General features: G+C 66.0%; 25 protein-coding genes. 7 read left to right on the top strand and 18 right to left on the bottom strand.

Annotation, left to right across the window (positions count from 1 at the left end; all coding sequences use genetic code 11):
- Window positions 1–17: 17 nt before the first annotated feature.
- The 7 genes from leuA to pgi all read right to left on the bottom strand — a co-directional run bounded on the left by leuA (window position 18) and on the right by pgi (window position 10,971).
- Window positions 18–1,724, bottom strand: coding sequence for a 2-isopropylmalate synthase (gene leuA, locus IOC61_RS08100; RefSeq protein WP_195688340.1), 1,707 nt, complete (start codon window positions 1,722–1,724; stop codon window positions 18–20).
- A gap of 349 nt (window positions 1,725–2,073) precedes the next feature.
- Entirely contained in the window at window positions 2,074–2,898 is an 825-nt protein-coding gene (locus tag IOC61_RS08095; RefSeq protein ID WP_195688339.1) for an ion transporter, read from the bottom strand.
- The gene (serB, locus tag IOC61_RS08090; protein WP_195688338.1) at window positions 2,895–4,124 is read right to left on the bottom strand and encodes a phosphoserine phosphatase SerB; all 1,230 of its coding nucleotides are present in this window, start codon (window positions 4,122–4,124) and stop codon (window positions 2,895–2,897) included. The genes IOC61_RS08095 and serB overlap by 4 nt, the downstream gene beginning before the upstream one ends.
- Window positions 4,125–4,210: 86 nt before the next feature.
- Window positions 4,211–6,463 carry a DNA topoisomerase IV subunit A gene (gene parC / locus IOC61_RS08085; protein WP_195688337.1) on the bottom strand — a complete coding sequence of 751 codons (2,253 nt, stop codon included), beginning with the start codon at window positions 6,461–6,463 and terminating at the stop codon, window positions 4,211–4,213.
- Between the two features lie 298 nt (window positions 6,464–6,761).
- Window positions 6,762–8,642, bottom strand: a complete 1,881-nt coding sequence (parE, locus tag IOC61_RS08080) for a DNA topoisomerase IV subunit B (protein ID WP_195688336.1) — start codon at window positions 8,640–8,642, stop codon at window positions 6,762–6,764.
- Window positions 8,643–8,657: 15 nt separating this feature from the next.
- Window positions 8,658–9,284, bottom strand: coding sequence for a YqiA/YcfP family alpha/beta fold hydrolase (locus IOC61_RS08075; protein WP_195688335.1), 627 nt, complete (start codon window positions 9,282–9,284; stop codon window positions 8,658–8,660).
- A gap of 28 nt (window positions 9,285–9,312) precedes the next feature.
- Window positions 9,313–10,971 carry a glucose-6-phosphate isomerase gene (gene pgi / locus IOC61_RS08070; RefSeq protein ID WP_195688334.1) on the bottom strand — a complete coding sequence of 553 codons (1,659 nt, stop codon included), beginning with the start codon at window positions 10,969–10,971 and terminating at the stop codon, window positions 9,313–9,315.
- Window positions 10,972–11,054: 83 nt separating this feature from the next.
- Here pgi and cmoA point away from each other — a divergent pair, with 83 nt between their 5' ends.
- The 6 genes from cmoA to cmoB all read left to right on the top strand — a co-directional run bounded on the left by cmoA (window position 11,055) and on the right by cmoB (window position 16,139).
- Window positions 11,055–11,795 carry a carboxy-S-adenosyl-L-methionine synthase CmoA gene (gene cmoA, locus IOC61_RS08065; protein WP_195688333.1) on the top strand — a complete coding sequence of 247 codons (741 nt, stop codon included), beginning with the start codon at window positions 11,055–11,057 and terminating at the stop codon, window positions 11,793–11,795.
- 27 nt (window positions 11,796–11,822) lie between these two features.
- The gene (locus IOC61_RS08060) at window positions 11,823–13,229 is read left to right on the top strand and encodes a phospholipase D-like domain-containing protein (protein ID WP_195688332.1); all 1,407 of its coding nucleotides are present in this window, start codon (window positions 11,823–11,825) and stop codon (window positions 13,227–13,229) included.
- A 112-nt stretch (window positions 13,230–13,341) separates the two neighbouring features.
- Window positions 13,342–13,788, top strand: a complete 447-nt coding sequence (locus IOC61_RS08055) for a MarR family winged helix-turn-helix transcriptional regulator (protein ID WP_195688331.1) — start codon at window positions 13,342–13,344, stop codon at window positions 13,786–13,788.
- Window positions 13,789–13,802: 14 nt separating this feature from the next.
- The gene (locus IOC61_RS08050) at window positions 13,803–14,255 is read left to right on the top strand and encodes a hypothetical protein (RefSeq protein ID WP_195688330.1); all 453 of its coding nucleotides are present in this window, start codon (window positions 13,803–13,805) and stop codon (window positions 14,253–14,255) included.
- Between the two features lie 10 nt (window positions 14,256–14,265).
- A complete protein-coding gene (locus tag IOC61_RS08045; RefSeq protein WP_195688329.1) occupies window positions 14,266–14,838 on the top strand; it encodes a DUF2269 family protein in 573 nt (190 codons plus the stop codon).
- Window positions 14,839–15,146: 308 nt separating this feature from the next.
- Complete coding sequence (gene cmoB, locus IOC61_RS08040) at window positions 15,147–16,139, top strand: tRNA 5-methoxyuridine(34)/uridine 5-oxyacetic acid(34) synthase CmoB (RefSeq protein WP_195688328.1); 993 nt, start codon at window positions 15,147–15,149, stop codon at window positions 16,137–16,139.
- Here the strand turns inward: cmoB and IOC61_RS08035 are convergent.
- Genes IOC61_RS08035 through IOC61_RS08025 form a run of 3 tightly spaced genes read right to left on the bottom strand, consistent with a single transcriptional unit; the run spans window position 16,117 to window position 17,800 of the window.
- On the bottom strand, window positions 16,117–16,851 hold the full coding sequence (locus IOC61_RS08035) for an RNA polymerase sigma factor (RefSeq protein ID WP_195688327.1): 735 nt from the start codon (window positions 16,849–16,851) through the stop codon (window positions 16,117–16,119). The two genes, cmoB and IOC61_RS08035, sit on opposite strands and share 23 nt — an antisense overlap.
- On the bottom strand, window positions 16,848–17,369 hold the full coding sequence (locus IOC61_RS08030; protein WP_229332999.1) for a plastocyanin/azurin family copper-binding protein: 522 nt from the start codon (window positions 17,367–17,369) through the stop codon (window positions 16,848–16,850). The genes IOC61_RS08035 and IOC61_RS08030 overlap by 4 nt, the downstream gene beginning before the upstream one ends.
- Complete coding sequence (locus tag IOC61_RS08025; RefSeq protein WP_229332998.1) at window positions 17,366–17,800, bottom strand: hypothetical protein; 435 nt, start codon at window positions 17,798–17,800, stop codon at window positions 17,366–17,368. The genes IOC61_RS08030 and IOC61_RS08025 overlap by 4 nt, the downstream gene beginning before the upstream one ends.
- Before the next feature lie 235 nt (window positions 17,801–18,035).
- Here IOC61_RS08025 and IOC61_RS08020 point away from each other — a divergent pair, with 235 nt between their 5' ends.
- Window positions 18,036–18,284 carry a GlsB/YeaQ/YmgE family stress response membrane protein gene (locus IOC61_RS08020; protein ID WP_195688326.1) on the top strand — a complete coding sequence of 83 codons (249 nt, stop codon included), beginning with the start codon at window positions 18,036–18,038 and terminating at the stop codon, window positions 18,282–18,284.
- 106 nt (window positions 18,285–18,390) lie between these two features.
- Here IOC61_RS08020 and IOC61_RS08015 read toward each other — a convergent pair whose 3' ends face one another.
- From IOC61_RS08015 to IOC61_RS07980, 8 genes are all read right to left on the bottom strand, one after another.
- Window positions 18,391–19,065 (bottom strand): zinc metallopeptidase, encoded by a 675-nt coding sequence (locus IOC61_RS08015; RefSeq protein WP_195688325.1) that lies wholly within the window; start codon window positions 19,063–19,065, stop codon window positions 18,391–18,393.
- A 71-nt stretch (window positions 19,066–19,136) separates the two neighbouring features.
- The gene (locus tag IOC61_RS08010; protein ID WP_229332997.1) at window positions 19,137–20,267 is read right to left on the bottom strand and encodes an App1 family protein; all 1,131 of its coding nucleotides are present in this window, start codon (window positions 20,265–20,267) and stop codon (window positions 19,137–19,139) included.
- Window positions 20,268–20,333: 66 nt separating this feature from the next.
- Window positions 20,334–21,788, bottom strand: a complete 1,455-nt coding sequence (gene cysN / locus IOC61_RS08005; RefSeq protein WP_195688324.1) for a sulfate adenylyltransferase subunit CysN — start codon at window positions 21,786–21,788, stop codon at window positions 20,334–20,336.
- A gap of 164 nt (window positions 21,789–21,952) precedes the next feature.
- Window positions 21,953–22,915 (bottom strand): sulfate adenylyltransferase subunit CysD, encoded by a 963-nt coding sequence (gene cysD / locus IOC61_RS08000; RefSeq protein ID WP_195688323.1) that lies wholly within the window; start codon window positions 22,913–22,915, stop codon window positions 21,953–21,955.
- Window positions 22,916–23,034: 119 nt separating this feature from the next.
- Window positions 23,035–23,781, bottom strand: a complete 747-nt coding sequence (locus IOC61_RS07995; RefSeq protein ID WP_195688322.1) for a phosphodiesterase — start codon at window positions 23,779–23,781, stop codon at window positions 23,035–23,037.
- 26 nt (window positions 23,782–23,807) lie between these two features.
- Window positions 23,808–24,257 carry a DUF1249 domain-containing protein gene (locus IOC61_RS07990; RefSeq protein ID WP_195688321.1) on the bottom strand — a complete coding sequence of 150 codons (450 nt, stop codon included), beginning with the start codon at window positions 24,255–24,257 and terminating at the stop codon, window positions 23,808–23,810.
- A 1-nt stretch (window position 24,258) separates the two neighbouring features.
- Window positions 24,259–24,897, bottom strand: coding sequence for an NUDIX domain-containing protein (locus tag IOC61_RS07985; protein WP_195688320.1), 639 nt, complete (start codon window positions 24,895–24,897; stop codon window positions 24,259–24,261).
- 115 nt (window positions 24,898–25,012) lie between these two features.
- Window positions 25,013–25,660, bottom strand: coding sequence for a tetratricopeptide repeat protein (locus tag IOC61_RS07980; protein WP_195688319.1), 648 nt, complete (start codon window positions 25,658–25,660; stop codon window positions 25,013–25,015).
- Between the last annotated feature and the right edge of the window lie 131 nt (window positions 25,661–25,791).

Here is a 25,791-nt window from a genome sequence, read left to right as displayed (position 1 = left end):
CTCCTACAGGATGCCCTTCACGCAAGGGTGGCCGCGGTGACGTTCGCCGCGGGCGCCTGGGTGGAGAGCTTGCGGTTGATGGCACTCATCACCCCCTTGATCGAGGCGCTGGTGATGCTCTCGTCGGTGCCCACGCCGAAGACCGATTCCCCGTCGATGCGCACCTCCACATACGCGATCGCCTCGGCATCGGAGCCCTGGCCACGGGAGTGTTCGTGATAGTCGATGATCTCCACATCGTGACCGGCGGCCGCCATGGCCCGGATAAAGGCGGCCAACGGCCCGTTGCCCTGCCCCTGGATGGTGCGGCGCTCGCCGTGCTCCTCGATGGTCGCCTCCAGGGTGACCGTCGGGCTATCGGGCTCCGAGGAGAGACGGTGGCTGACCAGGCCGAAGGGTGAGGTCTGCTCGAGGTACTCATCGCAGAAGGCCTGGTAGATCATCTGGGAGGTGATCTCCTTGCCGGTGCGATCGGCCACCTCCTGCACCACCTGGCTGAACTCGATGGAGAGACGACGCGGCAGCTCGATGCCGTGCTCCTGCTCCAGCAGATAGGAGACCCCGCCCTTGCCGGACTGGCTGTTGACGCGGATCACCGCCTCGTAGCTGCGGCCCACATCCAGCGGGTCGATGGGCAGGTAGGGAACGTCCCAGGTGGCATCCGGATTGGCGCGACGCTCGGCCATGCCCTTCTTGATGGCATCCTGGTGGGAGCCGGAGAAGGCGGTGAATACCAGGTCGCCCACATAGGGGTGACGCGGATGGACCGGCAGCTGGTTGCAGTACTCCACCTCCCGCATGATCGGGGTGATATTGGAGAAGTCGAGGCCCGGATGCACCCCCTGGGTGTACATGTTCATCGCCAGGGTCACGAGGTCGACGTTGCCGGTACGCTCGCCATTGCCGAACAGGGTGCCCTCCACGCGATCGGCGCCGGCCATCAGGGTCATCTCGGCGGCGGCCACCCCGGTGCCACGGTCGTTATGCGGGTGCACGCTGACGATCAGCGCCTCACGGTTCTTGATATTGCGGCAGAACCACTCGATCTGGTCGGCGTAGTTGTTGGGGGTGCCCACCTCCACCGTGGCCGGCAGGTTGACGATCATCGGCTTCTCGGCAGAGGCACCGTAGGTATCCATCACCGCCTCGACGATCTCCTTGGCGAAGTCCATCTCGGTGGTGGTGAACAGCTCCGGGGAGTACTGGAAGGTCCAGTTGGTCTCGGGCGCCTCCTCCATGCGCTGCTTGATGCGCGTGGTGGCGTCCACGGCGATCTGGATGCACTGGGGCTTGTCGACCCCGAACACCACGCGCCGGAACATCGGGTCGGTGGCGTTGTAGACGTGCACGATGGCGCTCTTCACCCCCTCGAGCGCCTCGAAGGTGCGATCGATCAGATGGTCGCGGGCCTGGGTGAGCACCTGGATGGTGACATCATCGGGGATGCGATTCTCCTCGATCAGCGAACGCACGAAGTCGTAGTCGGTCTGGGAGGCCGATGGGAAGCCCACCTCGATCTCCTTGAAGCCGACCTTCACCAGCAGGTCGAAGAGGCGCTGCTTGCGCTCCTGGTCCATGGGATCGATCAACGACTGGTTGCCATCACGCAGATCGACACTGGTCCAGATCGGCGGCTGCTCGATGCGGCGGTTGGGCCACTGGCGATCGGGCAGATCCACGGCTACGAAGGGGCGGTACTTGGCGGCAGGGTTATCGAGCATCATGGCGGCGTTCTCCTCTGGATATGGGGGCGTCAGGCGTGCTGGCGTTCGGAAACGACAACGCCCCGATGGCCACAAGGCGATCGGGGCGCTGCATGAAGGATCACGGGACGACGGGCATCAACCCAGCGGGAAGATACCGGGACGACCGGGAAACAGGGGGTATAACAGCATGTGGTGACGGGGGTGATTGACATGGTACGACCTCTTGACGACCGGGGCTCCAGCGGGGGAGCAGTGACTCGGCGATGCAGGCGGCATCGCCAGCGCTCAGGCTAGCGCTAGTAGTCGTAGGTCGAGGTCGTACATGGTCTGGTTCATGCCTCTAGAGAATCAGTCCTGAGGCGCGTTGTCAACTCCGCCGCTCAAGCAGTCCCTCCATGCGCGAGAGCTGCTCGCGCAATTCGCGCACATCGTCCCGCAGGCCATGGAGCTCGGCGGCCTCCCCCTCCCCGCTCTCGATCTCCATCTGCACGCTCTCCTTCTGCATCACGTCGAGCACGATGCCGATCATCATATTGAGAAAGATGAAGGCGGTCAGGAAGATAAACGTCAGGTAGTAGAGCCAGCTCCAGGCATACACCTCCTGGGTGGCATACATCACGTCGGTCCAGTCCTCGAAGGTGGCGATACGGAACAGCGTGAGCATGGCGGTGGCGATATTGCGCCACAGGAAGTCGTCCACATCGGCGAACAGGAAGCTCCCGATGGCCGCATAGATGTAGAAGATGATGAACATCAGCAGCGCCACATAGCCCATGCGCGGAATCGACTTGACCAGCGCCGCCATCAGCATGCGCAGCTCGGGGATCATCGACACCAGGCGTAGCACCCGGAAGATGCGCAGCAGGCGAGCCAGCAGCACCATCTCCGAGTCATCCAGCGGGATCAGGCTGGCGGTGACGATCAAAAAGTCGAAGACATTCCACCCCTGGCGGAAGAAGTCGCGCAGGCGCTTCTCCGCGGCCATGCGAATCAGGATCTCCACCAGGAAGAACACGGTGACCGCCACATCCAGCCGCAGCAGCCACTGTTCGAAGCGGCTGGTCTCCTCGTAGGTCTTGGCGCCGATCAGCAGCGCCGAGAGGATGATGATGGCGATGACCGCGGCCTCGAACAGCTTGTTGGCACGCAGTCGTTCGAAGTGGTCGCGCCAGGTGTCAAAGCTCGCACTCACGCGCCCTTCTCCTCCAGATCGCCCTGGCGGTAACCGATCAGATAGAGCACGGCATCGAGGCCCAGGGTCGAGAGCGAGTGCCGTGCCTGGGCACGCACCAGCGGCTTGGCGCGAAAGGCGATGCCGAGCCCCGCGGCGGCCAGCATCTTGAGATCGTTGGCGCCATCGCCCACGGCGATGGTCTGCTCCATGGCCAGCCCCTCACGGGCGGCGATATCGCGCAGCAGCTCCGCCTTGCGATCGGCGTCGAGGATCGGCTCACGCACCTCGCCGGTTACCTTGCCATTCTCGATCACCAACTCATTGGCATGGACCTCATCGAAGCCGAGCCGCTGCTGCAGATGACGGGCAAAGTAGGTGAAGCCGCCAGAGAGAATGGCCGTGCGATAGCCCAGGCGCTTGAGCTGGGTCATCAGGCGCTCGACGCCATCCATCAGTGGCAGCTCCTCGGCGATCTCGGCCAGCACCGCCTCGTCGAGCCCCTTGAGCTTGGCCATGCGCTCGCGAAAACTCTGCTGGAAGTCGAGCTCGCCGCGCATGGCACGCTCGGTGACCTCGGCGACCTCGTCATAGACCCCGTGACGGCGCGCCAGCTCGTCGATCACCTCGGCCTGGATCAGGGTAGAGTCCATGTCGAAGCACACCAGCCGACGATGGCGACGCCAGATGGAGTCCTCCTGGATGGCGATATCCACACCATGCATGGCGCCCAGCGCCAGTGCCTTCTCGCGCAGCGCATCGAGGTCGACCTCATCGCCGCGCAGCCAGCACTCCACGCAGGCGCCCTGAATGCTGTCGTGTTCCTGGGGCACGCCGCCATCCAGCGGCTCTCGGCCGGAGAGGCGATGGATCAGCTCCACCGTCAGGCCATGCTCGGCGGTCAGCGCGCCCACCTCGGCCAGGATGCCTGCGGGCAGATGCGGCGCCAGCAGGGTGAGGATCAGCCGTGGCCGGCTGGCCTGACTGCTCCAGCGCTGGTAATCCTCGGCGCTGACCTGGATCGCCTGGACGTCGAGGCCCAGCTCGTCACCCGCCGCCGACAGCGCGGCCTCGAGGTCGCTGTCGCGGTCTAGGCCCACCAGGGCCTCCAACGACAGCATGCCGAAGGTCACGCTCTGGTTGATATCCAGCAGCCGCGCGCCACTTGCCGCTAACGCCTTGCCCAGTCCGGCCAGCTGGCCCGGCCGTGCCACGCCGGTGGCGCGAATCAAGATTCGTCTTGTCATGTTAACCCCAGTCTTAAGCCGTAGGAGCCCGATTTATCGGGCGAGCCACGGCCAATCGCCGAATAAATTCGGCTCCTACCGCCCTATCATTCGGCGACTTCCAAGCGATCGACCTTCTGCAACCCACGAGGCAGCTTGCTGCCGCGCCGGCCGCGCTCGCCAAGATAATAGGCCAGATCGTTGGCCTTGAGCGTCAGATGACGCTTGCCGGCATGCACCACCAGGCTGGCATCGGCCGGCAATACCACCAGGTCGCGGACGAACTCCTCGCGCCGCGCCGCCCGGGGTCCGGGGATATCGATCATCTTGTTGCCCTTGCCCCTGGCCATTTCGGGAAGCTCGCTCAGGGGAAAGAGCAGCAGGCGCCCCTCGTTGGAGACCGCCGCGACCAGCGTCCCCTCCCCCTCGGGCACCGCCACCGGGGGCAGCACATTGCAGCCCTTGGGTACGGTGAGCACCGACTTGCCTGACTTGTTCTTGCCCACCAGCTCCTCGAGACGGGCGACGAAGCCGTAGCCCCCGTCGGAGGCAAGCAGATAGCGGGTCGCCGATGGCGCCAGCATCACCCCGGCGATATGGGCGCCGGCCACCACATTGACCCGACTGGTCACCGGTTCGCCCTGGCCTCGTGCGCTGGGCAGGTTGTGTGCCTGCAGGGTGTAGGCGCGCCCGGTATCGTCGAGCAGCACCAGCGGCTGGTTGGTCTTGCCACGGGCGGCGAGATGGAAGCGGTCGCCGGCCTTGAAGGAGAGCCCCGAAGGGTCGATCTCGTGACCCTTGGCGCTGCGAATCCAGCCCTTCTCGGAGAGCACTACGGTCACCGGATCGGCCCCCACCAGCTCGACCTCGGAGAGCGCACGGGCCTCCTCGCGCTCGACGATGGGCGAGCGACGCTCGTCACCGTGGACCTCGGCGGCGGCGCGCAGTTCCTCTTCGATCAGGTCGGTCAGCTTGGCCTCGTTGCCCAGCAGCTCCTGCAGATGGGCACGCTCGGCCTCGAGCTCCGACTGCTCGCCGCGGATCTTCATCTCCTCGAGCTTGGCCAGGTGGCGCAGGCGCAGCTCCAGGATCGCCTCGGCCTGACGGTCGCTGAGGCCGAAGGCCTCCATCAGGGCGGGTTTTGGCTCATCCTCCTCGCGGATGATGCGGATCACCTCGTCGATATTGAGGTAGGCGATCAGCAGGCCTTCGAGCAGGTGCAGGCGGTCCTCGACCTTGCCCAGGCGGTGCTCCAGGCGTCGGCGCACCGTGGAGCGCCGGAAGCGCAGCCATTCGCCGAGCATGTCGGGCAGCGGCATCACCCGTGGCCGGCCGTCCAGGCCGATCACGTTCATGTTGATGCGGATGTTCTTCTCGAGGTCGGTGGTGGCGAACAGGTGCGCCATCAGCGACTCGATATCGACACGATTGGAGCGCGGCTCGATCACCAGCCGGGTCGGCTCCTCGTGGGTCGACTCGTCACGCAGGTCGGCCACCATGGGCAGTTTCTTGGCCTGCATCTGGGCGGCGATCTGCTCGAGCACCTTGGCGCCACTGACCTGATAGGGCAGCGCGGTGATCACCACGCTCCCCTCCTCCCGCACATAGCGGGCGCGCAGCTTCACCGAGCCGCGGCCGTTCTCGTAGACCTTGCGCAGGTCGGCACGCGAAGTGATGATCTCCGCCGCGGTGGGAAAGTCCGGCGCCGGCAGGTGCTGGACCAGATCCGTGGTGGTCGCCTCGGGATGACGCAGCAGGTAACAGGTGGCCTCGACCACCTCGTTCACATTGTGCGGGGGAATATCCGTCGCCATGCCGACGGCGATGCCGGTGCCGCCATTGAGCAGCACATGAGGCAGCCGGGCCGGCAGCACCACGGGTTCGTTCATGGTGCCGTCGAAGTTGGGGGTCCAGTCCACGGTGCCCTGGCCCAGCTCGGCGAGCAGCACCTCGGCGAACTTCGACAGCCGCGCCTCGGTATAGCGCATGGCCGCGAACGACTTGGGGTCATCGGGGCTGCCCCAGTTGCCCTGGCCATCCACCAGCGGGTAGCGATAGCTGAACGGCTGGGCCATCAGCACCATGGCCTCGTAGCAGGCGCTATCGCCGTGAGGGTGGAACTTGCCCAGCACATCGCCGACGGTACGCGCCGACTTCTTGTACTTGGCGCTGGCGTTGAGGGCCAGCTCGCGCATGGCGTAGATGATACGGCGCTGCACCGGCTTCATGCCGTCGCCGATATGCGGCAGCGCCCGGTCGAGAATGACGTACATCGAGTAGTCGAGGTACGCCTTCTCGGTATATTCGCGCAGCGAAAGGCGCTCGACGTCGCCCTCCGCCACCTGGATATCCATGGTCATACGGTATGCCCTTGGTCAGGGTGTCCAGAGACTGTCTGAGTAGTACCTCATGCAGTCATGCTATCTATCTCGTAGGAGCGCGATTCATCGCGCAATTTACCCGCTCCCATCGCCGGATAAATCCGGCTCCTACAAGGCGTAGGCGGTTGCCATTATCATCGTAGGAGCGCGATTCATCGCGCGATTTACTCGCTCCCATCGCCGGATAAATCCGGCTCCTACAAGGCGTAGACAGCTGCCATAATCGTCGTAGGAGCGCGATTTATCGCGCGATTGGCGACATTCATAGTGCTCGTGGCTACACCTCTATGTCAGCGAGGTTGCCGTAGTCCTCGAGCCAGCTCTTGCGGTCGGCGGCCCGCTTCTTGGCCAGCAGCATGTCCATCATCTCCATGGTGCCGTCGTCGGCCTCGCGGGTGAGCTGGACCAGGCGGCGTGTCTCGGTGGCCATGGTGGTCTCACGCAGCTGCAGCGGGCTCATCTCGCCCAGGCCCTTGAAGCGCTGGACGTTCACGGTGCCGCGCTTGCCCTCCAGCTTGCGCAGGATCGCCGCCTTCTCGCTCTCGTCCAGGGCGTAGAAGACTTCCTTGCCCAGGTCAATACGGTAGAGCGGCGGCATGGCCACGAACACGTGGCCGGCGTCGACCAGTGCCGGGAAGTGACGCACGAACAGCGCGCACAGCAGGGTGGCGATATGCAGGCCGTCGGAGTCGGCGTCGGCAAGAATGCAGATCTTGTTGTAGCGCAGCTTGGAGAGGTTGTCGCTGCCGGGGTCCATGCCCACGGCCACGGCGATATCGTGGACCTCCTGGGAGCCGTAGATCTCGTGGGACTCCACCTCCCAGGTGTTCAGTATCTTGCCGCGCAGCGGCAGGATCGCCTGGGTCTCGCGGTCGCGGGCCTGCTTGGCGCTGCCGCCGGCGGAGTCCCCCTCCACCAGGAACAGCTCGCTGGCGGCCGGGTCCTGACCGGAGCAGTCGGCCAGCTTGCCAGGCAGCGCCGGTCCCGAGGTGACTTTCTTGCGCGCCACCTTCTTCGAGCTCTTCTGGCGGCGCTGGGCGGCGCTGATCACCAGCTCCGCCAGGGCCTCGGCCTGGTCGACATGCTGGTTGAGCCACAGCGAGAAGGCATCCTTGACCACGCCGGGAACGAAGCCCGCCACGGTGCGCGAGGAGAGCCTCTCCTTGGTCTGACCGGCGAACTGCGGGTCGAGCATCTTCACCGAGAGCACATAGCTGACCCGCTCCCAGAGATCCTCGGCGCTGAGCTTCACCCCCCGCGGCAGCAGGCTTCGGTACTCGCAGAACTCGCGCAGCGCCTCGAGCAGGCCGGCGCGCAGGCCGTTGACGTGAGTGCCGCCCTGGGGCGTGGGGATCAGGTTGACGTAGCTCTCCAGCAGCGGCTCCCCCCCTTCGGGAAGCCACTGGATCGCCCAGTCCACGCCCTGCTCGTCATCGGCAAAGTGGCCGATAAAGGGCGAATCGGGCAGCACCTCGAAGCCGTCGGTGGCCTGGGCCAGGTAGTCACGCAGGCCATCGGCATATTGCCACTCGCTCTCGGTGCCATCGGGCTCCACCAGGGTCACCTTGAGCCCCGGGCAGAGCACCGCCTTGGCACGCAGCAGGTGCTTGAGCCGCCCGATGGCCAGGCGTGGGCTATCGAAGTAGCTGGCCTCGGGCCAGAAACGCAGCACCGTGCCGGTATTGCGCTTGCCCACGCTGCCGATCACCGCAAGCCCGGAGACCGGCTCGCCGTGTTCGAAGGCGATGGCGTGACGGCTGCCATCGCGCAACACCTCCACCTCCAGGCGCCGGGAGAGGGCGTTGACCACCGATACCCCGACCCCATGCAGGCCGCCGGAGAACTGGTAGCTGGCGTTGGAGAACTTGCCCCCGGCATGCAGCCGGGTCAGGATCAGCTCCACCCCGGAGACGCCGTGTTCGGGGTGAATATCGATGGGCATGCCGCGGCCGTCGTCGAAGACCTCGATGCCACCATCCTCGAACAGGCGCACGGCGACGCGGCTGGCGTGGCCGGCCAGCGCCTCATCGACGCTGTTGTCGACCACCTCCTGGATCAGGTGATTGGGGCGGCTGGTATCGGTGTACATGCCCGGGCGCTTGCGCACCGGCTCCAGGCCGGAAAGCACCTCGATCGAGCTGGCACTGTATTGCGTCATGAGTCGTCCGGTTCCTTAATATTGGCTGGCCTGCCACTTGGGCGGCAGGGCGTGACCGCCATGCGCCAGCACCGCCGGCAGGTGTCGAGCGAGTGCCGTGAAGGCGTGGTCGGCCCCGGGGTGCAGCAGCATGCTTGCGCCACGATAGAGCGCGCAGGCATGGGCCGGGTCGAGCACCTCGTCGGCGGTTCCCAGCAGCAGGAGATAGCGCTCGGGGCTCACCGCCTCGGGCGTCAGCGCCGCCAGCTCGGCCAGGTGCCGCTCGCCGATCGTGAACCGCTCGCCGGTATGGTCGTTGACGAACTGCTCGCCCACCCATTCCGCCACCAGATCCGCCGGGCGCACCGCCGGGTTGATCAGCACCCCGGCAAGCGCGAAACGCTCGGCCAGGCAGGTCGCCAGAAAGCCACCCATGGAGCTTCCCGCCACCAGCGGGCGCTCGCCCAGTTCGGACAGGTGCGACTCCGCCAACGCCAGGGCCTCACTCGGCTGGTGTGGCAGCTGGGGCGTGATGCAGGGCACTCCCACGGCCTCGCAGGCGCGTCGCATCAACACGCCCTTGGGCGAGGCGGCCCCGCTGTTGAAGCCGTGAAGATAGAGCACCCCGGTCGCTGGCGCTGGCTGCCTCGAGCCGCTCAGCATACCGCAACACCTGTATAGGTAGCCAGCTTCATAAGGACTCCTCTGCCGCCCAGGCCGCCTCGATCAGGGCTCGCGTGGAGGCATCCATGGTCGCGAGCCCCTCATGGCTCTCGAGGATGCGCTGGGTCTCGCCGGCGATCTTCTTGCCCAGTTCGACCCCCCACTGGTCGAAGGGGTTGATCCCCCAGATCGTGGCCTGAACGAATACCTTGTGCTCATACAGGGCGATCAGTGCCCCCAGGGTGGATGGCGTCAGCTCATCGAGCAGCAGGGTGCTGGAGGGCTGGTTGCCGCGGTAGCGCTTGTGGCCGGGGCGCGGGCCGTCATCGTCGATGGCGTCATCCCCCAGCATCAGCACCCGGGACTGGGCGAAGCAGTTGGCCAGGGTCAGGCGGTGCTGCCCCTTGAGGTGGGCCCGGGTCGCGGCATCCTCGACCCCGTCGTAGCGCCGCAGCGGCGCGATGAAGTCGCACTCCACCGCCTGGGTGCCCTGGTGAAGCAGCTGATAGAAGGCGTGCTGGGCATTGGGGCCGAGCTGGCCCCACAGCACCGGGCAGGTGGCATAGCCGACCTCGCGCCCCTCATGGGTCACCGACTTGCCGTTGGACTCCATCTCCAGCTGCTCGAGATAGGCGGCGAAGTACTCCAGGCGGCCATCGTAGGGCAGGATGGAGTGGGCGCGGATATCCAGGAAGTTGACGTTCCAGATCCCTGCCAGGGCCAGCAGCACCGGCAGGTTGTCCGCCATCGGGGTCTCGCGGAAGTGGCGGTCCATGGCGTGGGCGCCGGCCAGTAGCGCCCGGAAGTTCGGCATGCCAGTCACCAGGGCGATGGGCAGGCCGATGGCGCCCCAGAGCGAATAGCGCCCCCCTACCCACTCCCAGAACTCCAGCTGATGTGCCGGGGCGATGCCCCACTCGTTCATCTTCTCGGTGCTGGCCGACACGCCGATAAAGTGCTGACGCATGATCAGTGCGGCATCCACGCCATCGCTCTCCATCAGGCGAGCCATCAGCCAGTCACGCGCGGTATTGGCATTGGAGAGGGTGTCGATGGTGGTGAAGGACTTCGATGACAGCACGAACAGGGTGGTCTCGGGGTTCAGGCGCAGCAGGTAGTCGGCCAGCTGGGAGCCATCCATGGTCGAGGCGAAGTGCACCTCGATGGTGTGCACGTCATCGGGGCGATAGTCGGTCAGGGCATGGGTCACCATCAGCGGGCCGAGGTCCGAGCCACCGACCCCCAGATTGACCACATCCCGGATCGGCTTGCCGGTGGCGCCTCGCCACTGACCGGCATGAAACAGCGCCACCATCTCTGTCATGCGCTCCAGGGTGCGGTGGACCGCGGGTACCAGGTCCTCCCCCTCCACCACCAGCGAAGCCCCGACGGGCAGCCGCAGCGCCGTATGCAGGGCCGGGCGATCCTCGCTGACGTTGACTCGCTCGCCGGCGAGCAGGCGCTCGATCGCGCCAGGCACCCCGGCCTGCTCGGCCAGGGCCAGCAGGTGCGTCAGAGTCTCGGCGGACCAGCGCTGCTTGGAGAGGTCCAGGGTGAGGCCCGCGGCATGGCGGGTAAAGCAGGCCTGACGATCCGGCTCCGCGGCAAACAGCTCACGCAGGTGGCGTTGGCTCACTTCAGCGGCATGCGCCTCGAGCTCACGCCAGGCGGCGCTCTCGTTGATCATCCTTCTCCTCCTTGAAAGCGACGGGTGCGAGGGCGAGGCGGCACGCGTAGAATGGCGCTCGTTTCCGTCTATCTGGCCCGATCATGAGTGACGCATCTTACCGTGACGCGATCTTTTCGACACCCCTCGACCGGGTGGCCCGCTTCTCCTTTGACGAGCGAGTCGTCGCCTGCTTTCCCGACATGATTCGCCGCTCGGTGCCGGGCTACGGACAGATACTCGGCATGCTGGGGCTGATCGCCCAGCGCCACCTGCGCCACGGCGCCCGGGTCTATGACCTGGGCTGCTCGCTGGGTGCCGGGGGCCTGGCCCTGGCCGGCCAGCTCGCCCCGGGTGCCTTCCGCTACACCGGCGTCGACCTCTCGCCGGCCATGGTCTCCCGCGCCCGGGAGACGCTGGCCGCCGAGTGTCCCGACCACGCCATGGAGGTGCTCGAGGGCGATATCCGTCAGCTGGAGTATCAGCCGGCGGGCATGATCGTGCTCAACTTCACATTGCAGTTCCTGCCTCCGCAGGACCGCGAGGCCGTGGTGGCGCGCCTGTTTGCCGCCCTGGAGCCCGGCGGTGTGCTGGTGCTCTCGGAAAAGATTCGTGCCGAGGACGAACAGGAGAACGCCTGGCTGGTAGAGCGCTATCACGACTTCAAGCGCGCCAACGGCTACAGTGATCTGGAGATCAGCCAGAAGCGCACGGCGCTGGAGAACGTGCTGGTACCGGACACCCTGGAGGGGCATCACGCGCGCCTGGCTCGAGCCGGCTTCACCCGCTCGCTGGTGTGGTTCCAGTATCTCAACTTTGCGTCGCTGATCGCCTTCAAGGAGTGACCGGTACCGGCAAGGCCGGGAGGACCCATGACTGCAGTGCTCAGCGGCCTGCTGCTGGTGGCCGCCCTCGCCTGGGTGGCCACCGCCTGGTGGCACAGTCGCAAGCCGCTTCCTCCGGGCCTGCACGTGATCGGCCCCTGGCGCCGCGCCGAGGCGCTCGCCCTGTTGCTGGACGAGGCCTTCCTCGATCCCCGGGGACGGCTGCAGCGCCGCCAGACGATCTTCGCCGAGTGGCAGCGGTTGATCGACCAGGCCCGACGCCTGGTGGTGGTCGACCTCTTCATGCTCGACGACGGCCCGCTGGGCCGCGCGCTCTGCCAGGCCCTGATCCGGCGCAAGGCCCGGGTCCCGGGGCTCGAGGCGGTGGTGCTGGTCGACCCCATCAACCACTGCTACGGCGGTCGCCCCGCCCCCCAGCTCGAGGCGCTGCGCCGGGCCGGGATCCGAGCGGTGATTTGCGACCTGGCCCCGGGGCGCGACCCCAACCCCGCCTGGACGGCGCTGTGGCGCGGCCTGTTCCGCCCCCTGGGCAACTCCTCGCGGGGCGGCTGGCTGCCCAACCCGTTGGGCGCCGGGCGCGTGACCCTGCGTAGCTACCTGGCCCTGCTCAATTTCAACGCCAACCACCGCAAGACCCTGGTGGTGGACCACGGCGACGGCTGGCGGGCGGTGGTGAGCTCGGCCAACGCCGACAGCGACAGCCGCGACTACCGCAATGCCGCCCTGCGCCTGGCCGGCCCCGCAGCCCTGGACCTGCTGCATAGCGAGCTGGCGCTGGCTCGCCGCTCCGGCCTCCGCGCTGCGCCCCGCTGCCCGGCACCGCCGGCTGCCGGGCCCCTGCCCGCCCTGCCCCGCCTGCGGCTGCTCACCGAAGGCGCCATCCGCAATACCCTGCTGGCCCTCATCCGCGAGGCCCGATCCGACGAGACGCTCGACCTCTGCGCCTACTACCTGGCCCACCGCCAGGTGATCCGCGCCCTGGTCGCCGCCCGCCGTCGCGGCGTGACCCTGCGCCTGCTTCTCGATCCCAACGACAGCCATTTCGGCCGTCCGAGCCCCGGCATCCCCAACCGCCAGGCGGCCCACGAGCTGGCCCGTGCCGGGCTGGCCATCCGCTGGAGCGGCAACGCCCGGGCTCATGCCCACGGCAAGTGGCTGCTGCGCCACGGCGGCGGGCGCCCCGCCACCCTGTTGATCGGCTCGGCCAACCTCAGCCGACGCAGCCTCGACGACCATAATTTCGAGGCCAACATCCAGCTGGAGGCCGCCGGCGACCACCCGGTGATTCGCGCGGCGCAGGACAGTTTCGCCCGCTACTGGCTTAATCGGCGCGGCGAGCTCCATAGCCGCCCCTTCGACGCATGCGACGATGCCACGCCCTGGCGCTACTGGCGCTACCGGCTGATGGAGGCGACCGGCTGGTCGACGTTCTAGCTTCCCCCTTTGCCCAAACAGTTGACCGCAGCAACATGACAACGAGTTGCTATATTGGTGAATAGCTGCCACATTGGAAACCAGTTGTCATCATGCTCGAGGAAGAGAGTCGATGCGTACAGACGAGGGCGAGCGGTTGACCCGATTGATCCTGGCAGTTTTTCGGACCAATGGTCGCTTATTGGCGGCCGGCGATGCGCTCGTCGCACCGCTCGGCCTCACCAGCGCCCGCTGGCAGGTCCTGGGGGCGATTGAGCTGGCTGCCACGCCCTTGACCGCCCCGCAAATCGCCCAGCGCATGGGTATCAGCCGACAGGGCGTGCAGAAACAGGTCAACCTGCTGCTGGAGGAAGGGCTCCTCGAAGCGCAACCGAACCCGGGGCACAAGCGCTCTCCGTTCTATCAGCCGACCGATCGAGGCCAGCAGACGCTGGCGGAAGTCGACGAAGTCCAGGCGCGTTGGGCCAACCAGCTTGCGGCCGACCTCCCTGCACAGGACCTGGAAGCCGCTGTGCGTGTCCTGCACACGCTCGCGGATCGCCTTGACTCCCCCCCTTGATTGAGGACGTCCCCATGAAACCTGCATTGCATGCCGGCGCTGGTGCCATCGCGACACTGACGATTCTGACGTTCTGGATGTCGACCGCTGTCTCCGAGCTCTTTCTCTCGTACGAAGCGATCGCCTCGGTCAAACGCGCAATCCTCTATGGCATGCTCGTGTTGATACCGGCCCTGGCCATGACCGGTGGCAGCGGCTTTTTCCTGGCCAGGGGCCGTCAGGGACGCATCCTCGACACCAAGAAGAAGCGGATGCGTCTGCTCGCGGCGAACGGTCTGCTGATCCTGGTTCCCGCCGCCTTCTACCTCGACAGCAAGGCTGCCTCTGGCGAATTCGACCAGCTCTTCTACGCCGTTCAGGTCGTAGAACTACTGGTCGGACTGATCCAGCTCACCCTTCTGGGCCTCAACTTTCGTGACGGCCTTCGCCTGATGGCTGGCCAACCGATCGCGCAGCCCCCCCGCTGAGAAACGCGCCATGACCTACCAGCTACTGAAGTTCGCCCACCTCCTCGGTGCCATTCTGATGGGGGCGGGGCTGATCGGTGTCTGGTTTGCCGATATCCGGTCACGTCAGTTGCGCGAGCTGGGTCCGTTCGCTGAGGCGGTACGCAACATTGCCGTCTTCTATGACGGGCTTGTGGTCCCGGGCGCACTGCTGCTGCTCGGTTCCGGGGCCTGGATGATCATCCGCTACTACGGTGGCGCCGCACTCCTCACCTTACCGTGGCTCGGCGGAATGGTGTTGCTTTTCTCTCTGGAGTTTATCGAGGGGAACACCGTCACGCGCCTGTACTTCATGCGCCTTCGCCGCATGACCAGGGAGGCCCTGAAGCAGGGACGGATGACGCCAGAGCTAGAACGGGAGCGGGGCAAGGTCGTGCCGACGTTCACGCACTACCTCGATCTGCCCATTCTCATCTTGATCGTGGCCCTCGGTGCGATCCGTCCGAACAGCTGGACGCTGTTCACAGTTGGTACGGTCCTTTCTGTTGCGATTGGTGCGTTTCTGACGTGGTGGATCCCACGGCTCTACCCTTGGGGTCGATAGCGTCTGTCCTCCTCTCCTACCTTCACATTGTCTCCTGGTCATCAGGTGTAGCCCTCGTCTTCAAGGAAGGCGGCAATGGCATTCGCGAAGCCGGCCGGGTTGTCCTCTGGGGCAAAATGGCCGGCATCAGGATGCGAACCGTCCCGGGATTTCGGGAGGCTTCAGACTTCGAGAGTATGGAGTCATATAACCAACGACGGTCGTCATCCCCGGATCCCATCCGGTACACTACGCCGCGGTGCCCCGGCAGTCGCCCTGCCGCAGACCGCCACGCAGACGCCACGCAGACGCCACACGAGGCCTGAACCATGCCGATTGCCGCCGAGCACCGCGAGCTCTACCAGGCCCTCCTCGATCAGGGGCTCGACACCTGGCTGGCCCGACTACCCGAACAGCTCGCCCGCGGCCTCGACCGCAAGCGCCACGGCGACCTGCCCGCCTGGGAAAAGGCGGTGACCAAGCTGCCGACGCTTCCCGATGCGCGCGAGGTACGGCTGGATAGCGATACCGTCGCGGTCAATATGGAACTCCCCACCAGCCAGCGCCGCCAGTGCGAGAACCTGCTCAGGAAGCTCGCCCCCTGGCGCAAGGGCCCATTCTCACTGGGCGGGATTCATATCGACAGCGAGTGGCGCTCCGACTGGAAGTGGCAGCGCGTCGCTCCTCATCTGGCGCCGCTGGCCGGCCGGCGCATCCTCGATGTAGGCGGCGGCAGCGGCTACCACGGCTGGCGAATGGCCGGCGCGGGGGCCGCCTTCGTGCTGGTGATCGACCCCTCGCCGCGTTTCTTCTGGCAGTTCCGGGCGGTACGCCACTTCGTCGGCGATGCCGATGGCCTGCGCACCCACTTCCTGCCGGTGGGCATCGAGGAGGTGCCCAAGAATCTCGGCTTCTTCGATACGGTGTTCTCCATGGGCGTGCTCTACCACCGCCCCTCCCCGCTGGAGCATCTGCAGCAGCTCAAGGAGGCGCTCCGGCCCGGTGGCGAGCTGGTGCTGGAGACGCTGGTGGTCGAGGGGGATGCCACCACGGTGCTGCTGCCCGGGGAGCGCTACGCCGCCATGCCCAATGTCTATTTCCTGCCCTCCTCCGCCGCCCTCTGCCACTGGCTCGAGCGCTGCGGCTTCGAGAACATGCGCGTGGTGGACGAGGCGGTGACCACCACCGACGAGCAGCGCGCCACCGACTGGATGACCTTCCAGTCGCTGACGGACTTTCTCGATCCCGACGATCCGAGCCGCACTCGAGAGGGCTACCCGGCACCGCGCCGCGCGGTGATCATCGCCAATCGGGCGGGGTGATCTGCCCCGCCGCCACAAGCCGCTCGACGACACGCTCCGCCATGCCGGCACAGCGCGCGCCATCGAAGGGAAAGACCTCGCCAAAGCCTCCCTTCATCTTCACCTCCAGGCGGGCACGCAGCTTGCGACGCGCCCGAAACAGCCGCGTCTTGATGGTCGCGGGGTTGATGCCCAGGTCCCGAGCGATGGCGAAGACCCCCATGCCCTCGACCTCGTGCATCAAGAAAGGCAGCCGGAACTCCGGCGCCAGCTCGTCGAGGGCTTCCTCCAGCAGGGCTCGAAACTCCCGGCGACCGAGCCCCGCCTCGAGGGCGTCGGGACCGATACCGGGAAAGACCACCACGGTGTCATCGGTATCGCCTTCATCCACGGTGTCGTACTCCTCCAGCGGACGCCGGCGACGCCACTGCATCCTGGCCTGGTTGATCACGATGCGGGTCAGCCAGGTGGAGAATCGCGCCGTGCCACGAAAGGTATCGAGCCGCGTGAAGGCCGCCACATAGGCCTCCTGCACCGCCTCCTCCGCGGCGGCATCGCTGTCCAGCAGGCCACGCGCGACACGAAACAGCCGCGGATTGAAGCGTCGCACCAGCTCCCGCACCGCCGCCTCGTCGCCGCGCCGCGCCCGGGCAACCAGTTCGCTCTCTGCCTCACCGACTAGCGCCGGCACCAACCACTCGGGCGACTCAAGACCGCGCAGACGATGTGTCATGCAGCCTCCTCCGGCATCACCTGGCCGTGTACAAGAATCCGCTCCACCGACGGCAGCGCCGCGGCGGCGTGATCCGTCTCGACGACCGCCCCCTGCCATCCCGGAGTCTCCGGGGTGCCCACCACGATGCGCCCCACCATGCCCGCCCGCTCATGGGGCAGGCAGTAGTAGTCATAGACCCCCGGGGCATCCAGCACCACCTCGAAGGTGTCACCCGGCAGCAGAAACCCGCTGTGAAACGGGACGGCCGCATCGGGAATGCGCTGCGTTCGCTCGAAGTTCGCCGGGTGATAGCTCGTGGCCGTATGGCTGTTGCCGGGGTCTCGATTGACGAAGCGCACGCGCGTCGATGGCGCCACCGCGATTCCCAGTGGCGCAAACCACACCCGCTCGCCGCGCGCCGTGCCGAGCATGGCGATCTCGACCTCATGTGCCGGCTGGGCGATGGCCAGGGGCAGCGCGGCCAGAGCGGCGATGCCGCCGCTCATGGCCAGGAAGCGGCGCCGAGTCAGGCTCATGGGGTCAGCCTCGCCTTCGCCTCGCTGTCGTGGAACAGCACGACATGGGCATGGGGCTCATCCACGCCGGGATGGCCGGCGTTATAGTAGATATCCACCGACTCGACAGGATGCAGGCCCACCGCCATATCATTGAAGGCCGCCCCCTCCTCCAGCGCGGCCAGCGGCGTCATGTAGACGGTGGCCGACAGCTGCCCCTCGCGATCATAGGCCAGGAAGGGACCGGCCGGCAGGGTGTCGGGGTCGACGAAGAGCGTACCGAGCCCGGGGATAAACTCCGGCAGCGGCAGCGCATCACTCACCTTTACATAGGGTGATGCAGGCGGCGCCTGACGCAGCGCTTCTTCATCATGGGCCACTGCCTGTGAGCAGAGACCGCCCAGCAGCCCGGCTACTCCCAGCCCGATTGTCAGTGTCTTGAAGGTATTCATGGTGACGCCTCCCTCCAGCGGGTTGATGATGCGCGCCAGCGGCGCATCTACCCGTTGGTTGCAGCAGCCCCGCAAAGGGTTTCCACCCCATCACATGAAACCGAGTCGTGGCCTGTTCAGGGAACGAGATTATCGTGCCGAGTGACGAGGAGGGGGGAAGCCACCGGGACCTTGGAGCCGGATAGGGAGGTATGCCAGACTGAAAATCCCCCTACCAGCAAGCAAGGAGAGCAAGATGGGTGTTCTAGCATGGATACTGTTCGGCCTGATCGCTGGTGTGCTGGCCAAGTGGATCATGCCCGGCAAGGACCCCGGTGGCATCATCGTCACCATCCTGATCGGCATCGGCGGCGCCTTCGTGGGCGGCTGGCTGGGCTCGATGGTCGGCATGGGTTCCATGGGCGACTTCAGCCTGGGGAGCTTTGTCACCGCTATCCTGGGTGCCCTGGTACTGCTCGGCGCCTACCGCATGATCAGCAAGTGATGCAGCGACCGGCCCGGCCGGCAGACAACACGAGAGCCGCTCATCGGAGCGGCTCTTGTGTTGCTGGGTGGCCTCGCCCGCCTGCCGTTCATCCCGGGCCCGGCCTTCAGCGCCTGAGGATTACCAACCAGCGCCCCAGGTTGAGAATGCTCGACAGCGACGCCGCCACATAGGTAAAGGCGCAGGCGGTCAGCACATGGCGGGCACCGGCCATGTCGCCGGGCGGGATATACTGCTTGAGCAGTGGCAGGGCACGCTGGAAGCTGGCATCGAACTCCACCGGCAGGGTCACCAGGTGTACCAGTGCGGCGGTGCCGAAGCTGATCACCGCCGCGGCCACCACGATGGCAAGCCCACCGGGCAGGCGGGTCAGCACGAACAGGAAGGGCGCGGCCATCATCAGCAGCGCGCCGAGCTTCTCGGCCCTCTGGGCCACCGCGACCAGGCGCGAGCGCGCCAGCAGCGGCGCATAGCCCTGGTGGTGCTGGATGGCATGCCCCACCTCGTGGGCCGCCACGGTGACGGCGGTGAGGGAGCGCCCCCGGTACACCTCGGGGGAGAGCCGCACGCAGCGCGCCTCGGGGTCGTAGTGATCGCCCCGCTCGGTCGCCTCCACTCGAACGCCCTCGATGCCGAGGCGGCGCAGCAGATGCTCGGCCAGCTCCGCCCCGCTGCCGGGATAGTCATCGCGCCCCCGTGCATGACGCTTGAGCACCCACTGGGCCCAGACATTGGGCAGCAGGAAGAGAGCCAACAGCAGAACGATCACCAAGACGATCATCACGGGCACCCGAGCAAACTGGCGATAGAGACCTTCAGGGTATCAGGAGACGCGACTCGCCAGGAGGCTGATCACGCCGGATCGTCTTTACAATCGGCGATATCCCGTCGCACGGCCTCCACGCCATGGGAGGAGATATAGCCATTGGCATACGCATGCTCCGCCATCAGATTGCTGTCGGGGGCCAGCACCAGCTTGCAGGGAGTATGGCGAATCTGGTCGCGAAGCCGCTGGATGGCGCGTTCACGGCCCGGCTTGTTGTCTACCCGGCGAATGTAGATCGCCTTGATGCGGTCGGGGTACGCCTCGACGACCTGGGTATAGATCTCGGGGTCATGCTGGCCACTGTCACCGACCAGGATGCAGGGCATCTCATCGAACAGGGCCAGCATGCGCGCGATCAGGTCGCGCTTGTGATCCTCGGCACGCCTCGGCCAGGGGTGGCGCAGGGAGATGCCCCACTCGCGCATGAACAGGATCGGCCCCACGGGAATATGGTTGAGCTGAAAGAAGGTCTCCAGCACCTCGTAGATCGCCCAGGGGCCGCGGGATACATAGATGATCGGGCGCTGGGCATCTCCCTCTGCGCCACGATGCAGCGCCTGGTAGAGCGAGGCGGCACCGGGAAAGGCGGTGCGCCGGTGGGGCTTTTCGACGAACAGCCGATACAGCATGCGCAGCTTGTCGGCAACGCCCGTGTACATGACCGTGTCATCGATATCGCTGATTACCATCAGATCCGTTTCGGGCAGCGCCACGAAGACATCGACACTCGCCTGGACGGGAGGCTCACTGTCTGCCCTGACCACGAGATCCGCCCGGTGCCAGGCGACCTCCTCGGGGGGCGGATGGGCGATGGGCAGCTGGGCATCGAAATAGCCATCCCTGTCCGTGGTGACGGTGACGCTATTGTCGCCGAGTCGTATCTCCACACGGGCATCGGCGTACCCGCGGCGAGCGATCCGCCGCACGACATCGGCGGTGTCGCGCAGCATGCCGCGGCGCGGGATCATCCGCCCGAGGCGTGCCTGACGGAACACCCGGCCCATCAGAAAGACCTGCGTGCGGGAGCCGTACCCTCGATATGGCTGGACCATCATGCCGCCACGGCCATGATCGCGCTTCATGGGGCTGGCGACGGTACGCACCAGCCGCTTGATGAAGTCCAGCACGTGGCGAACGGTCGCGATAGGGGATTTCATGATGCGCAGCCTCTCCTTGTGCCATCCCGACGGGCTGCGCCGCATACTACCCTCCGCTCCCTCGGATTATGGCTCTCGGCGGAGCAGCTCGCGCAGGTCCCTGGCCTCCCAGTGGGGGAAGTAGCGGCGTACCAGGGCGTTGAGTTCAAGCTCGAAACCGGCCCAGTCGATATGGCCATCGGCGGGAGTGGCATCCTCGCTTGAATGGATATGGCGAATCATCCCGGCCCCCACGGTGACATTGGTCAGCCGGTCGATGACGATAAAGCTGCCGGTACCGGGACTGTGAGCATAGTCATCCACCGGCACCTCTCCCGTCAATGTCACCCGGCAGCGGGCGATGGCGTTGAGCTCGAGGCGCTCGGCCGGGTGGCGCTCCAGGGTATTGACGTCCACCTGATGATCGATGGCACTCACCTGCCCCGCCACCGAGCGGCCGGCCAGGCGAATATCGACCTGGCGGCCAGGCTCGAGGGGCTGCTCGTGCATCCATACGATATCCGCCTCGAAGACATTCGTGAGCGCCACCTCGGCATCCTCGGCGACGATCCAGTCACCCCGGGAGATATCCAGCTCATCGGCGAGGGTCACGGTGATCGCCTGGCCGGGGAAGGCCTCCTCCAGATCGCCGTCCCAGGTCACGATGCGCTCGACCGTTGAGCTCACCCCCGAGGACAGCACCTTGATCGCCTGACCGGGGCGCAGCAGACCGGCCTCCAGGGTGCCGGCATAGCCGCGAAAATCGAGATTGGGGCGGTTGACGATCTGCACCGGCAGGCGCAGGTCGGAGAGATTGCGATCGCGGCTGACCTCTACCGTCTCGAGCAGCTCCAGCAGCGTCGGCCCCGGCTCCCCCTCCACCCTGTACCAGGGCATGGCGGCGCTGGGATTGACCACGTTATCGCCCTTGAGTGCCGAAATCGGCACGAAGCGGATATCCGGGGCATTGAGCTTCTCGGCGATCGTCTGATACTCGGCGACGATCTCCTCGAAGCGCTCGCGGGAGTAATCCACCAGGTCGAGCTTGTTGACCGCCACCACCAGGTGCTGGATGCCCAGCAGGTCGGCGATGAAACTGTGCCGCCGGGTCTGGGTCTGCACCCCGTGACGCGCATCGATCAGGATGATCGCCAGGCTCGCGTTGGAGGCCCCGGTGGCCATGTTTCGCGTGTACTGCTCGTGGCCCGGGGTGTCGGCGATGATGAACTTGCGACGATCGGTTGAGAAGAAGCGGTAGGCCACATCGATGGTGATGCCCTGCTCGCGCTCCGACTGCAGGCCATCGACCAGCAGCGCCAGATCCACCTCCTCGCCGGTGGTACCGCTCTTCCTTGAGGCCTGGGTAATCGCCGCCAGCTGGTCGTCGAAGATCATCTTGGAGTCGTGCAGCAGCCGACCGATCAGGGTCGACTTGCCGTCGTCGACGCTGCCGCAGGTGATGAAGCGCAGCAGGTCCTTGTTCTCATGCTCATTCAGATACTGCTCGATATTATCTGCTATGAGTGAAGATTGATGGGCCATGTCGATACCCCGGAAAAATGTATAAAGGCGCTGAGCGAAACGTCAGCGAGCGATGGCCAGACAAGGCGAACAGCGGCGAAAGAGCGGAGTTTACGGTAGTAAATGAGCATCTTGAGCCGATGTTCAACGCCGTATGGCCGAGCGCAGCGAGGTTTCGCCAGCGGCTAGAAATACCCTTCGCGCTTCTTCCTCTCCATGGAGCCGGCCTGGTCGTGGTCGATGGCACGGCCGCTGCGTTCGCTGGTGCGGGTCAGCAGCATCTCCTGGATGATCTCGGGCAGTGTTGCCGCCTTCGACTCCACCGCCCCGGTAAGCGGATAGCAGCCAAGGGTGCGAAAGCGCACCCACTTCTCCTCGGGGACCTCGCCCTGGGCCAGCGGCAAGCGCTCGTCATCGACCATGATCTGCATGCCGTCACGCTCCACGACCGGGCGTGGCGCGGCGAAGTAGAGCGGCACGATGGGGATGCTCTCCAGGTAGATGTATTGCCAGATATCCAGCTCGGTCCAGTTCGAGAGCGGGAAGGCGCGGATCGACTCGCCCTTGTTGACCCGGGCGTTGTAGAGGTTCCACAGCTCGGGGCGCTGATTCTTGGGGTCCCAGCGGTGGAAGCGGTCGCGGAAGGAGAACACCCGCTCCTTGGCGCGGCTCGCCTCCTCGTCCCGGCGTGCGCCACCGAAGGCGGCATCGAAGCCGTAGTGATCCAGGGCCTGCTTGAGGGCCTGGGTCTTCATCACATCGGTATACCCGCTGGAGCCGTGATCGAAGGGGTTGATGCCGGCGGCACGCCCCTCCTCATTGGTGTGCACCAGCAGCTCCATGCCCGCCTGCTCGGCCATGCGATCGCGGAAGGCGATCATTTCGCGGAACTTCCAGGTGGTGTCGACATGCAGCAGCGGAAAGGGCGGCGGCCCGGGATAGAAGGCCTTGCGGGCCAGATGCAGCATCACCGCCGAATCCTTGCCGATGGAGTAGAGCATCACCGGGTTGGCGAACTCGGCCACCACCTCGCGGATGATATGGATCGACTCCGCCTCGAGCTGCTTGAGGTGGGTGAGCCGCCGTGGATCGGGCGCGGCAGTCGCCGCGGGCGCCTCCGTGCGCTTGGGGGCATGAAGCAGGGTCATGGCCGGTTACCTCGCATGACATGGCAAAGAAGACAGGGACGCTGTCGATTGTCGATGTCTAGCAGGGTAACGCCGGGCCAATAATAACCCAAAAGAATCAATAACTATCTTTTTATAACTTATACCGAGATATCGACCCGTTCGACCCGCGTCGTCAACGCCTCCCCCTCCAGGTCGATGACGCGATACCCGGGGCGCGCGACCGGGTCGACGGCAAAGTGCTCGCTGCCCGGTAGAAAGGGGTCGATGGTGGAGGGGCAGCCGTAGACCGTGACCTCGCCCTCCTCCAGCGCATGGCGCCCGACGAAGGCCTGGTGAATATGACCACACAGAATCGCCTGGACGTGCGAATGGGGAGCCAGGGCCTGCCAGAACGTCTCCCTGCGCCGCAGGCCGATGGCATCCAGCCAGGCGGACCCTACCAACAGGGGCGGATGATGCATGGCGATCAGTACCGGCCGCGACCTCTCCGCGACGAGGCGACGCTCCAGCGCCTGCAGGGCCGCCGCATCGAGTTCACCGTGGGGCTGGCCGGGCAGATGGGTATCGAGCAGCAGGAGTCGCCAGTGGCCGAGGGTCAGCTCGTCGTTCAGCGGCCGAGTCTCGGCCATGGGGGCGAGCACATCGTGATTGCCGGGCAGCCACTCCCAGGGCGCATCGAGGGTGTCCAGCGTGCGCCGTGCCAGCGCATAGGAGGCGGCGCTATCATCGTTGCTGATGTCACCGGTGACCAGCACCAGGTCCGGGCGTTCCTGGTTGACGGCCGCCACCACCGCCTCCAGCTGGCGCAGCGGCACCCCGCGCCGGCCGCGGGCCTTTGGGTCGGCGCATAGATGAAAGTCGCTGATCTGAACCAGGCGGGGCATGGCAGGCTCCGGGGGATGTCAGCCGCTTAGCGCAGCTCTGGCACGTCGAGGGAGTGGCCGTGGGCCAGGCCGTGCTCGAGCCACTCGCCGAGGAAGCGGTTGAGCTGCAGTTTCTCGTCCGGCTGGTGCATCTGGGCATTGGGGTAGCGATAGCGGCCGTGGAAGTGGCGCTGGCGCTGGAAGTCGGTGACCTCGGCCATGCGTGCATCATGATAGAGATGTACACGCATGCGAGGCGTCTCGAGGTAGTCGTCGAGGATGCCGCGCTGAGTGACCCGCACGATGCTGGTATAGGGCGCGCGCTCCTGCAGCTTGAGGCACAGCTGGCCGACACGGTGGCCATGGCTCACCAGCTCCACCTCACGGCTCTCACCGGGCGCAAGCTCACCCATCAGGCGCAGCAGCCGCAGATAGTTGGCGCTGCACTCGCCCTGCAGGCTCTTCAGATCGGTCACATAGGCGCTTCTCGTCGGCACGCTACCTCCTCGCTCGCAATGAGGCCCGTTCGCCGGCCAGCCAGTGGAAGGCGATCAGGCACATGGCATTGTCGAGTCGTCCAGCCTGCAGGAGTTCCCAGGCCCGCGCAAACGACAGCACGTGCACGCGAATGTCCTCGTGCTCCTCGTCCAGGCCGTGCACCCCGCCGAGGCCGCGGCTGTCGACCAGGCCACAGAGCAGGGTGACCCGCTCGTTGCAGGCGCCGGGGCTGGGATAGTAGGTGTGCAGCTCGATCAGCTCGCCCACCTCGCACCCCGCCTCCTCCAGGCATTCACGGCGCGCGACATCGGCAACGCTCTCGCCCCGCTCCACCAGGCCCGCGACGACCTCGAGCTTCCAGGGAGACTCGGGATCATCGATGGCTCCGGCGCGGAACTGCTCCACCAGCACCACCGCATCGCGCTCGGGGTCGTAGAGCAGTACTCCCACGGCGTCGTGGCGCTGGTGCACCTCGCGCACCATGGGCTCGCTCCAGCCACCCTGGAACAGGCGGTGGCGCAGATGCAGGGCTTCCAGACGGAAGAAGCCCTGATGGAGGCAACGCCGCTCGACAAGTTCCACATCGGCACGGGTGAAGTGTGCGGAAGCCAGATCCGGTATCTCGCGCGGGTCACGCATGGCGCTCTCCGGTCACAGGAAAGGCCCCATTATCGTGATCGACACCGGGGATGCCAACCTTGAACGTCATGCCTGGTCAACGACTGCCACAGCCAATCGCGATAGCCCTGAGCCCTCAGAGACTGGTCAGCAGCTCGCGGGCCTCGTCGCGCAGCGCCTCGTCGGAGGCCGTGCGAGACGGCCGAGCCTGCCCTTCCACGGCGCGCCGGGCATGCTCGCGGGCCTCGTCCAGGCGCCCTTCCTCCTTGAGGAAGGCGGCATAGTAGAAGTTGACGTCGATACCATCGGGACGAATCGCCAGGGCCTGCTGGAACATGCGCTCGGCGGTCTCGCTGTCGCCGAAGCCAATCAGGCCACCCGGCACGCGATCGTAGAGCGCGCCCAGGGTGACGTAGGCGGAGCCATTGTGTCCCTGAGGGTCGAGCTCGACCGCCCGCTCCAGGGCGGCGCGGGCGCTCTTGGCACTGGAGAGCGCCCCAAGGCCGCTACGCTCCCGCGCCCAGGAGGCCTCGATGATGCCCTGCCACACCAACGGCACCGCCGCATCCGGGTGCTCCTCCACCAGCCGCTCGGCCTGGCCGGCCAGGGCCTTGAGGCCATCGGCGCGCTCGCCCTCGGGCTGTTCGGTCACCACCCGCTCCCAGTGGTTCTTCATGCCTTCCACCCGCGCCTCCCAGGCCTGGGCGGCCGTCATGGGAAGCACCACCAGGCTCAGGCTGACGCCCAGCCCCATGGCGCTTGTCAGCAGTCGACGTCGTATCATCTCGGCTCTCCTTCGGGTGTTGGTATTGTGATCCCACTCCCGAATGTAACGAACGTTTGAATCATTCGCCAGTCGCTTCCATCTTGGCCTTCGCCATTCGCTTGGCGTATGTTCCCGCCAGATACCGACAG

It is taken from the genome of Halomonas sp. KAO, from assembly GCF_015595025.1.
Taxonomy (GTDB): Bacteria; Pseudomonadota; Gammaproteobacteria; order Pseudomonadales; family Halomonadaceae; genus Halomonas.
This window is presented reverse-complemented; position numbering and strand designations above follow the sequence as displayed.

Excerpts from the sequence above, each read along its gene's own strand:
- leuA (WP_195688340.1), bottom strand. The coding sequence starts at position 1,724 with ATGATGCTCGATAACCCTGCCGCCAAGTACCGCCCCTTCGTAGCCGTG.
- serB (WP_195688338.1), bottom strand. The coding sequence starts at position 4,124 with ATGACAAGACGAATCTTGATTCGCGCCACCGGCGTGGCACGGCCGGGC.
- parC (WP_195688337.1), bottom strand. The coding sequence starts at position 6,463 with ATGACCATGGATATCCAGGTGGCGGAGGGCGACGTCGAGCGCCTTTCG.
- parE (WP_195688336.1), bottom strand. The coding sequence starts at position 8,642 with ATGACGCAATACAGTGCCAGCTCGATCGAGGTGCTTTCCGGCCTGGAG.
- IOC61_RS08075 (WP_195688335.1), bottom strand. The coding sequence starts at position 9,284 with ATGCTGAGCGGCTCGAGGCAGCCAGCGCCAGCGACCGGGGTGCTCTAT.
- pgi (WP_195688334.1), bottom strand. The coding sequence starts at position 10,971 with ATGATCAACGAGAGCGCCGCCTGGCGTGAGCTCGAGGCGCATGCCGCT.
- cmoA (WP_195688333.1), top strand. The coding sequence starts at position 11,055 with ATGAGTGACGCATCTTACCGTGACGCGATCTTTTCGACACCCCTCGAC.
- IOC61_RS08060 (WP_195688332.1), top strand. The coding sequence starts at position 11,823 with ATGACTGCAGTGCTCAGCGGCCTGCTGCTGGTGGCCGCCCTCGCCTGG.
- IOC61_RS08055 (WP_195688331.1), top strand. The coding sequence starts at position 13,342 with ATGCGTACAGACGAGGGCGAGCGGTTGACCCGATTGATCCTGGCAGTT.
- IOC61_RS08050 (WP_195688330.1), top strand. The coding sequence starts at position 13,803 with ATGAAACCTGCATTGCATGCCGGCGCTGGTGCCATCGCGACACTGACG.
- IOC61_RS08045 (WP_195688329.1), top strand. The coding sequence starts at position 14,266 with ATGACCTACCAGCTACTGAAGTTCGCCCACCTCCTCGGTGCCATTCTG.
- cmoB (WP_195688328.1), top strand. The coding sequence starts at position 15,147 with ATGCCGATTGCCGCCGAGCACCGCGAGCTCTACCAGGCCCTCCTCGAT.
- IOC61_RS08035 (WP_195688327.1), bottom strand. The coding sequence starts at position 16,851 with ATGACACATCGTCTGCGCGGTCTTGAGTCGCCCGAGTGGTTGGTGCCG.
- IOC61_RS08030 (WP_229332999.1), bottom strand. The coding sequence starts at position 17,369 with ATGAGCCTGACTCGGCGCCGCTTCCTGGCCATGAGCGGCGGCATCGCC.
- IOC61_RS08025 (WP_229332998.1), bottom strand. The coding sequence starts at position 17,800 with ATGAATACCTTCAAGACACTGACAATCGGGCTGGGAGTAGCCGGGCTG.
- IOC61_RS08020 (WP_195688326.1), top strand. The coding sequence starts at position 18,036 with ATGGGTGTTCTAGCATGGATACTGTTCGGCCTGATCGCTGGTGTGCTG.
- IOC61_RS08015 (WP_195688325.1), bottom strand. The coding sequence starts at position 19,065 with ATGATCGTCTTGGTGATCGTTCTGCTGTTGGCTCTCTTCCTGCTGCCC.
- IOC61_RS08010 (WP_229332997.1), bottom strand. The coding sequence starts at position 20,267 with ATGAAATCCCCTATCGCGACCGTTCGCCACGTGCTGGACTTCATCAAG.
- cysN (WP_195688324.1), bottom strand. The coding sequence starts at position 21,788 with ATGGCCCATCAATCTTCACTCATAGCAGATAATATCGAGCAGTATCTG.
- cysD (WP_195688323.1), bottom strand. The coding sequence starts at position 22,915 with ATGACCCTGCTTCATGCCCCCAAGCGCACGGAGGCGCCCGCGGCGACT.
- IOC61_RS07995 (WP_195688322.1), bottom strand. The coding sequence starts at position 23,781 with ATGCCCCGCCTGGTTCAGATCAGCGACTTTCATCTATGCGCCGACCCA.
- IOC61_RS07985 (WP_195688320.1), bottom strand. The coding sequence starts at position 24,897 with ATGCGTGACCCGCGCGAGATACCGGATCTGGCTTCCGCACACTTCACC.
- IOC61_RS07980 (WP_195688319.1), bottom strand. The coding sequence starts at position 25,660 with ATGATACGACGTCGACTGCTGACAAGCGCCATGGGGCTGGGCGTCAGC.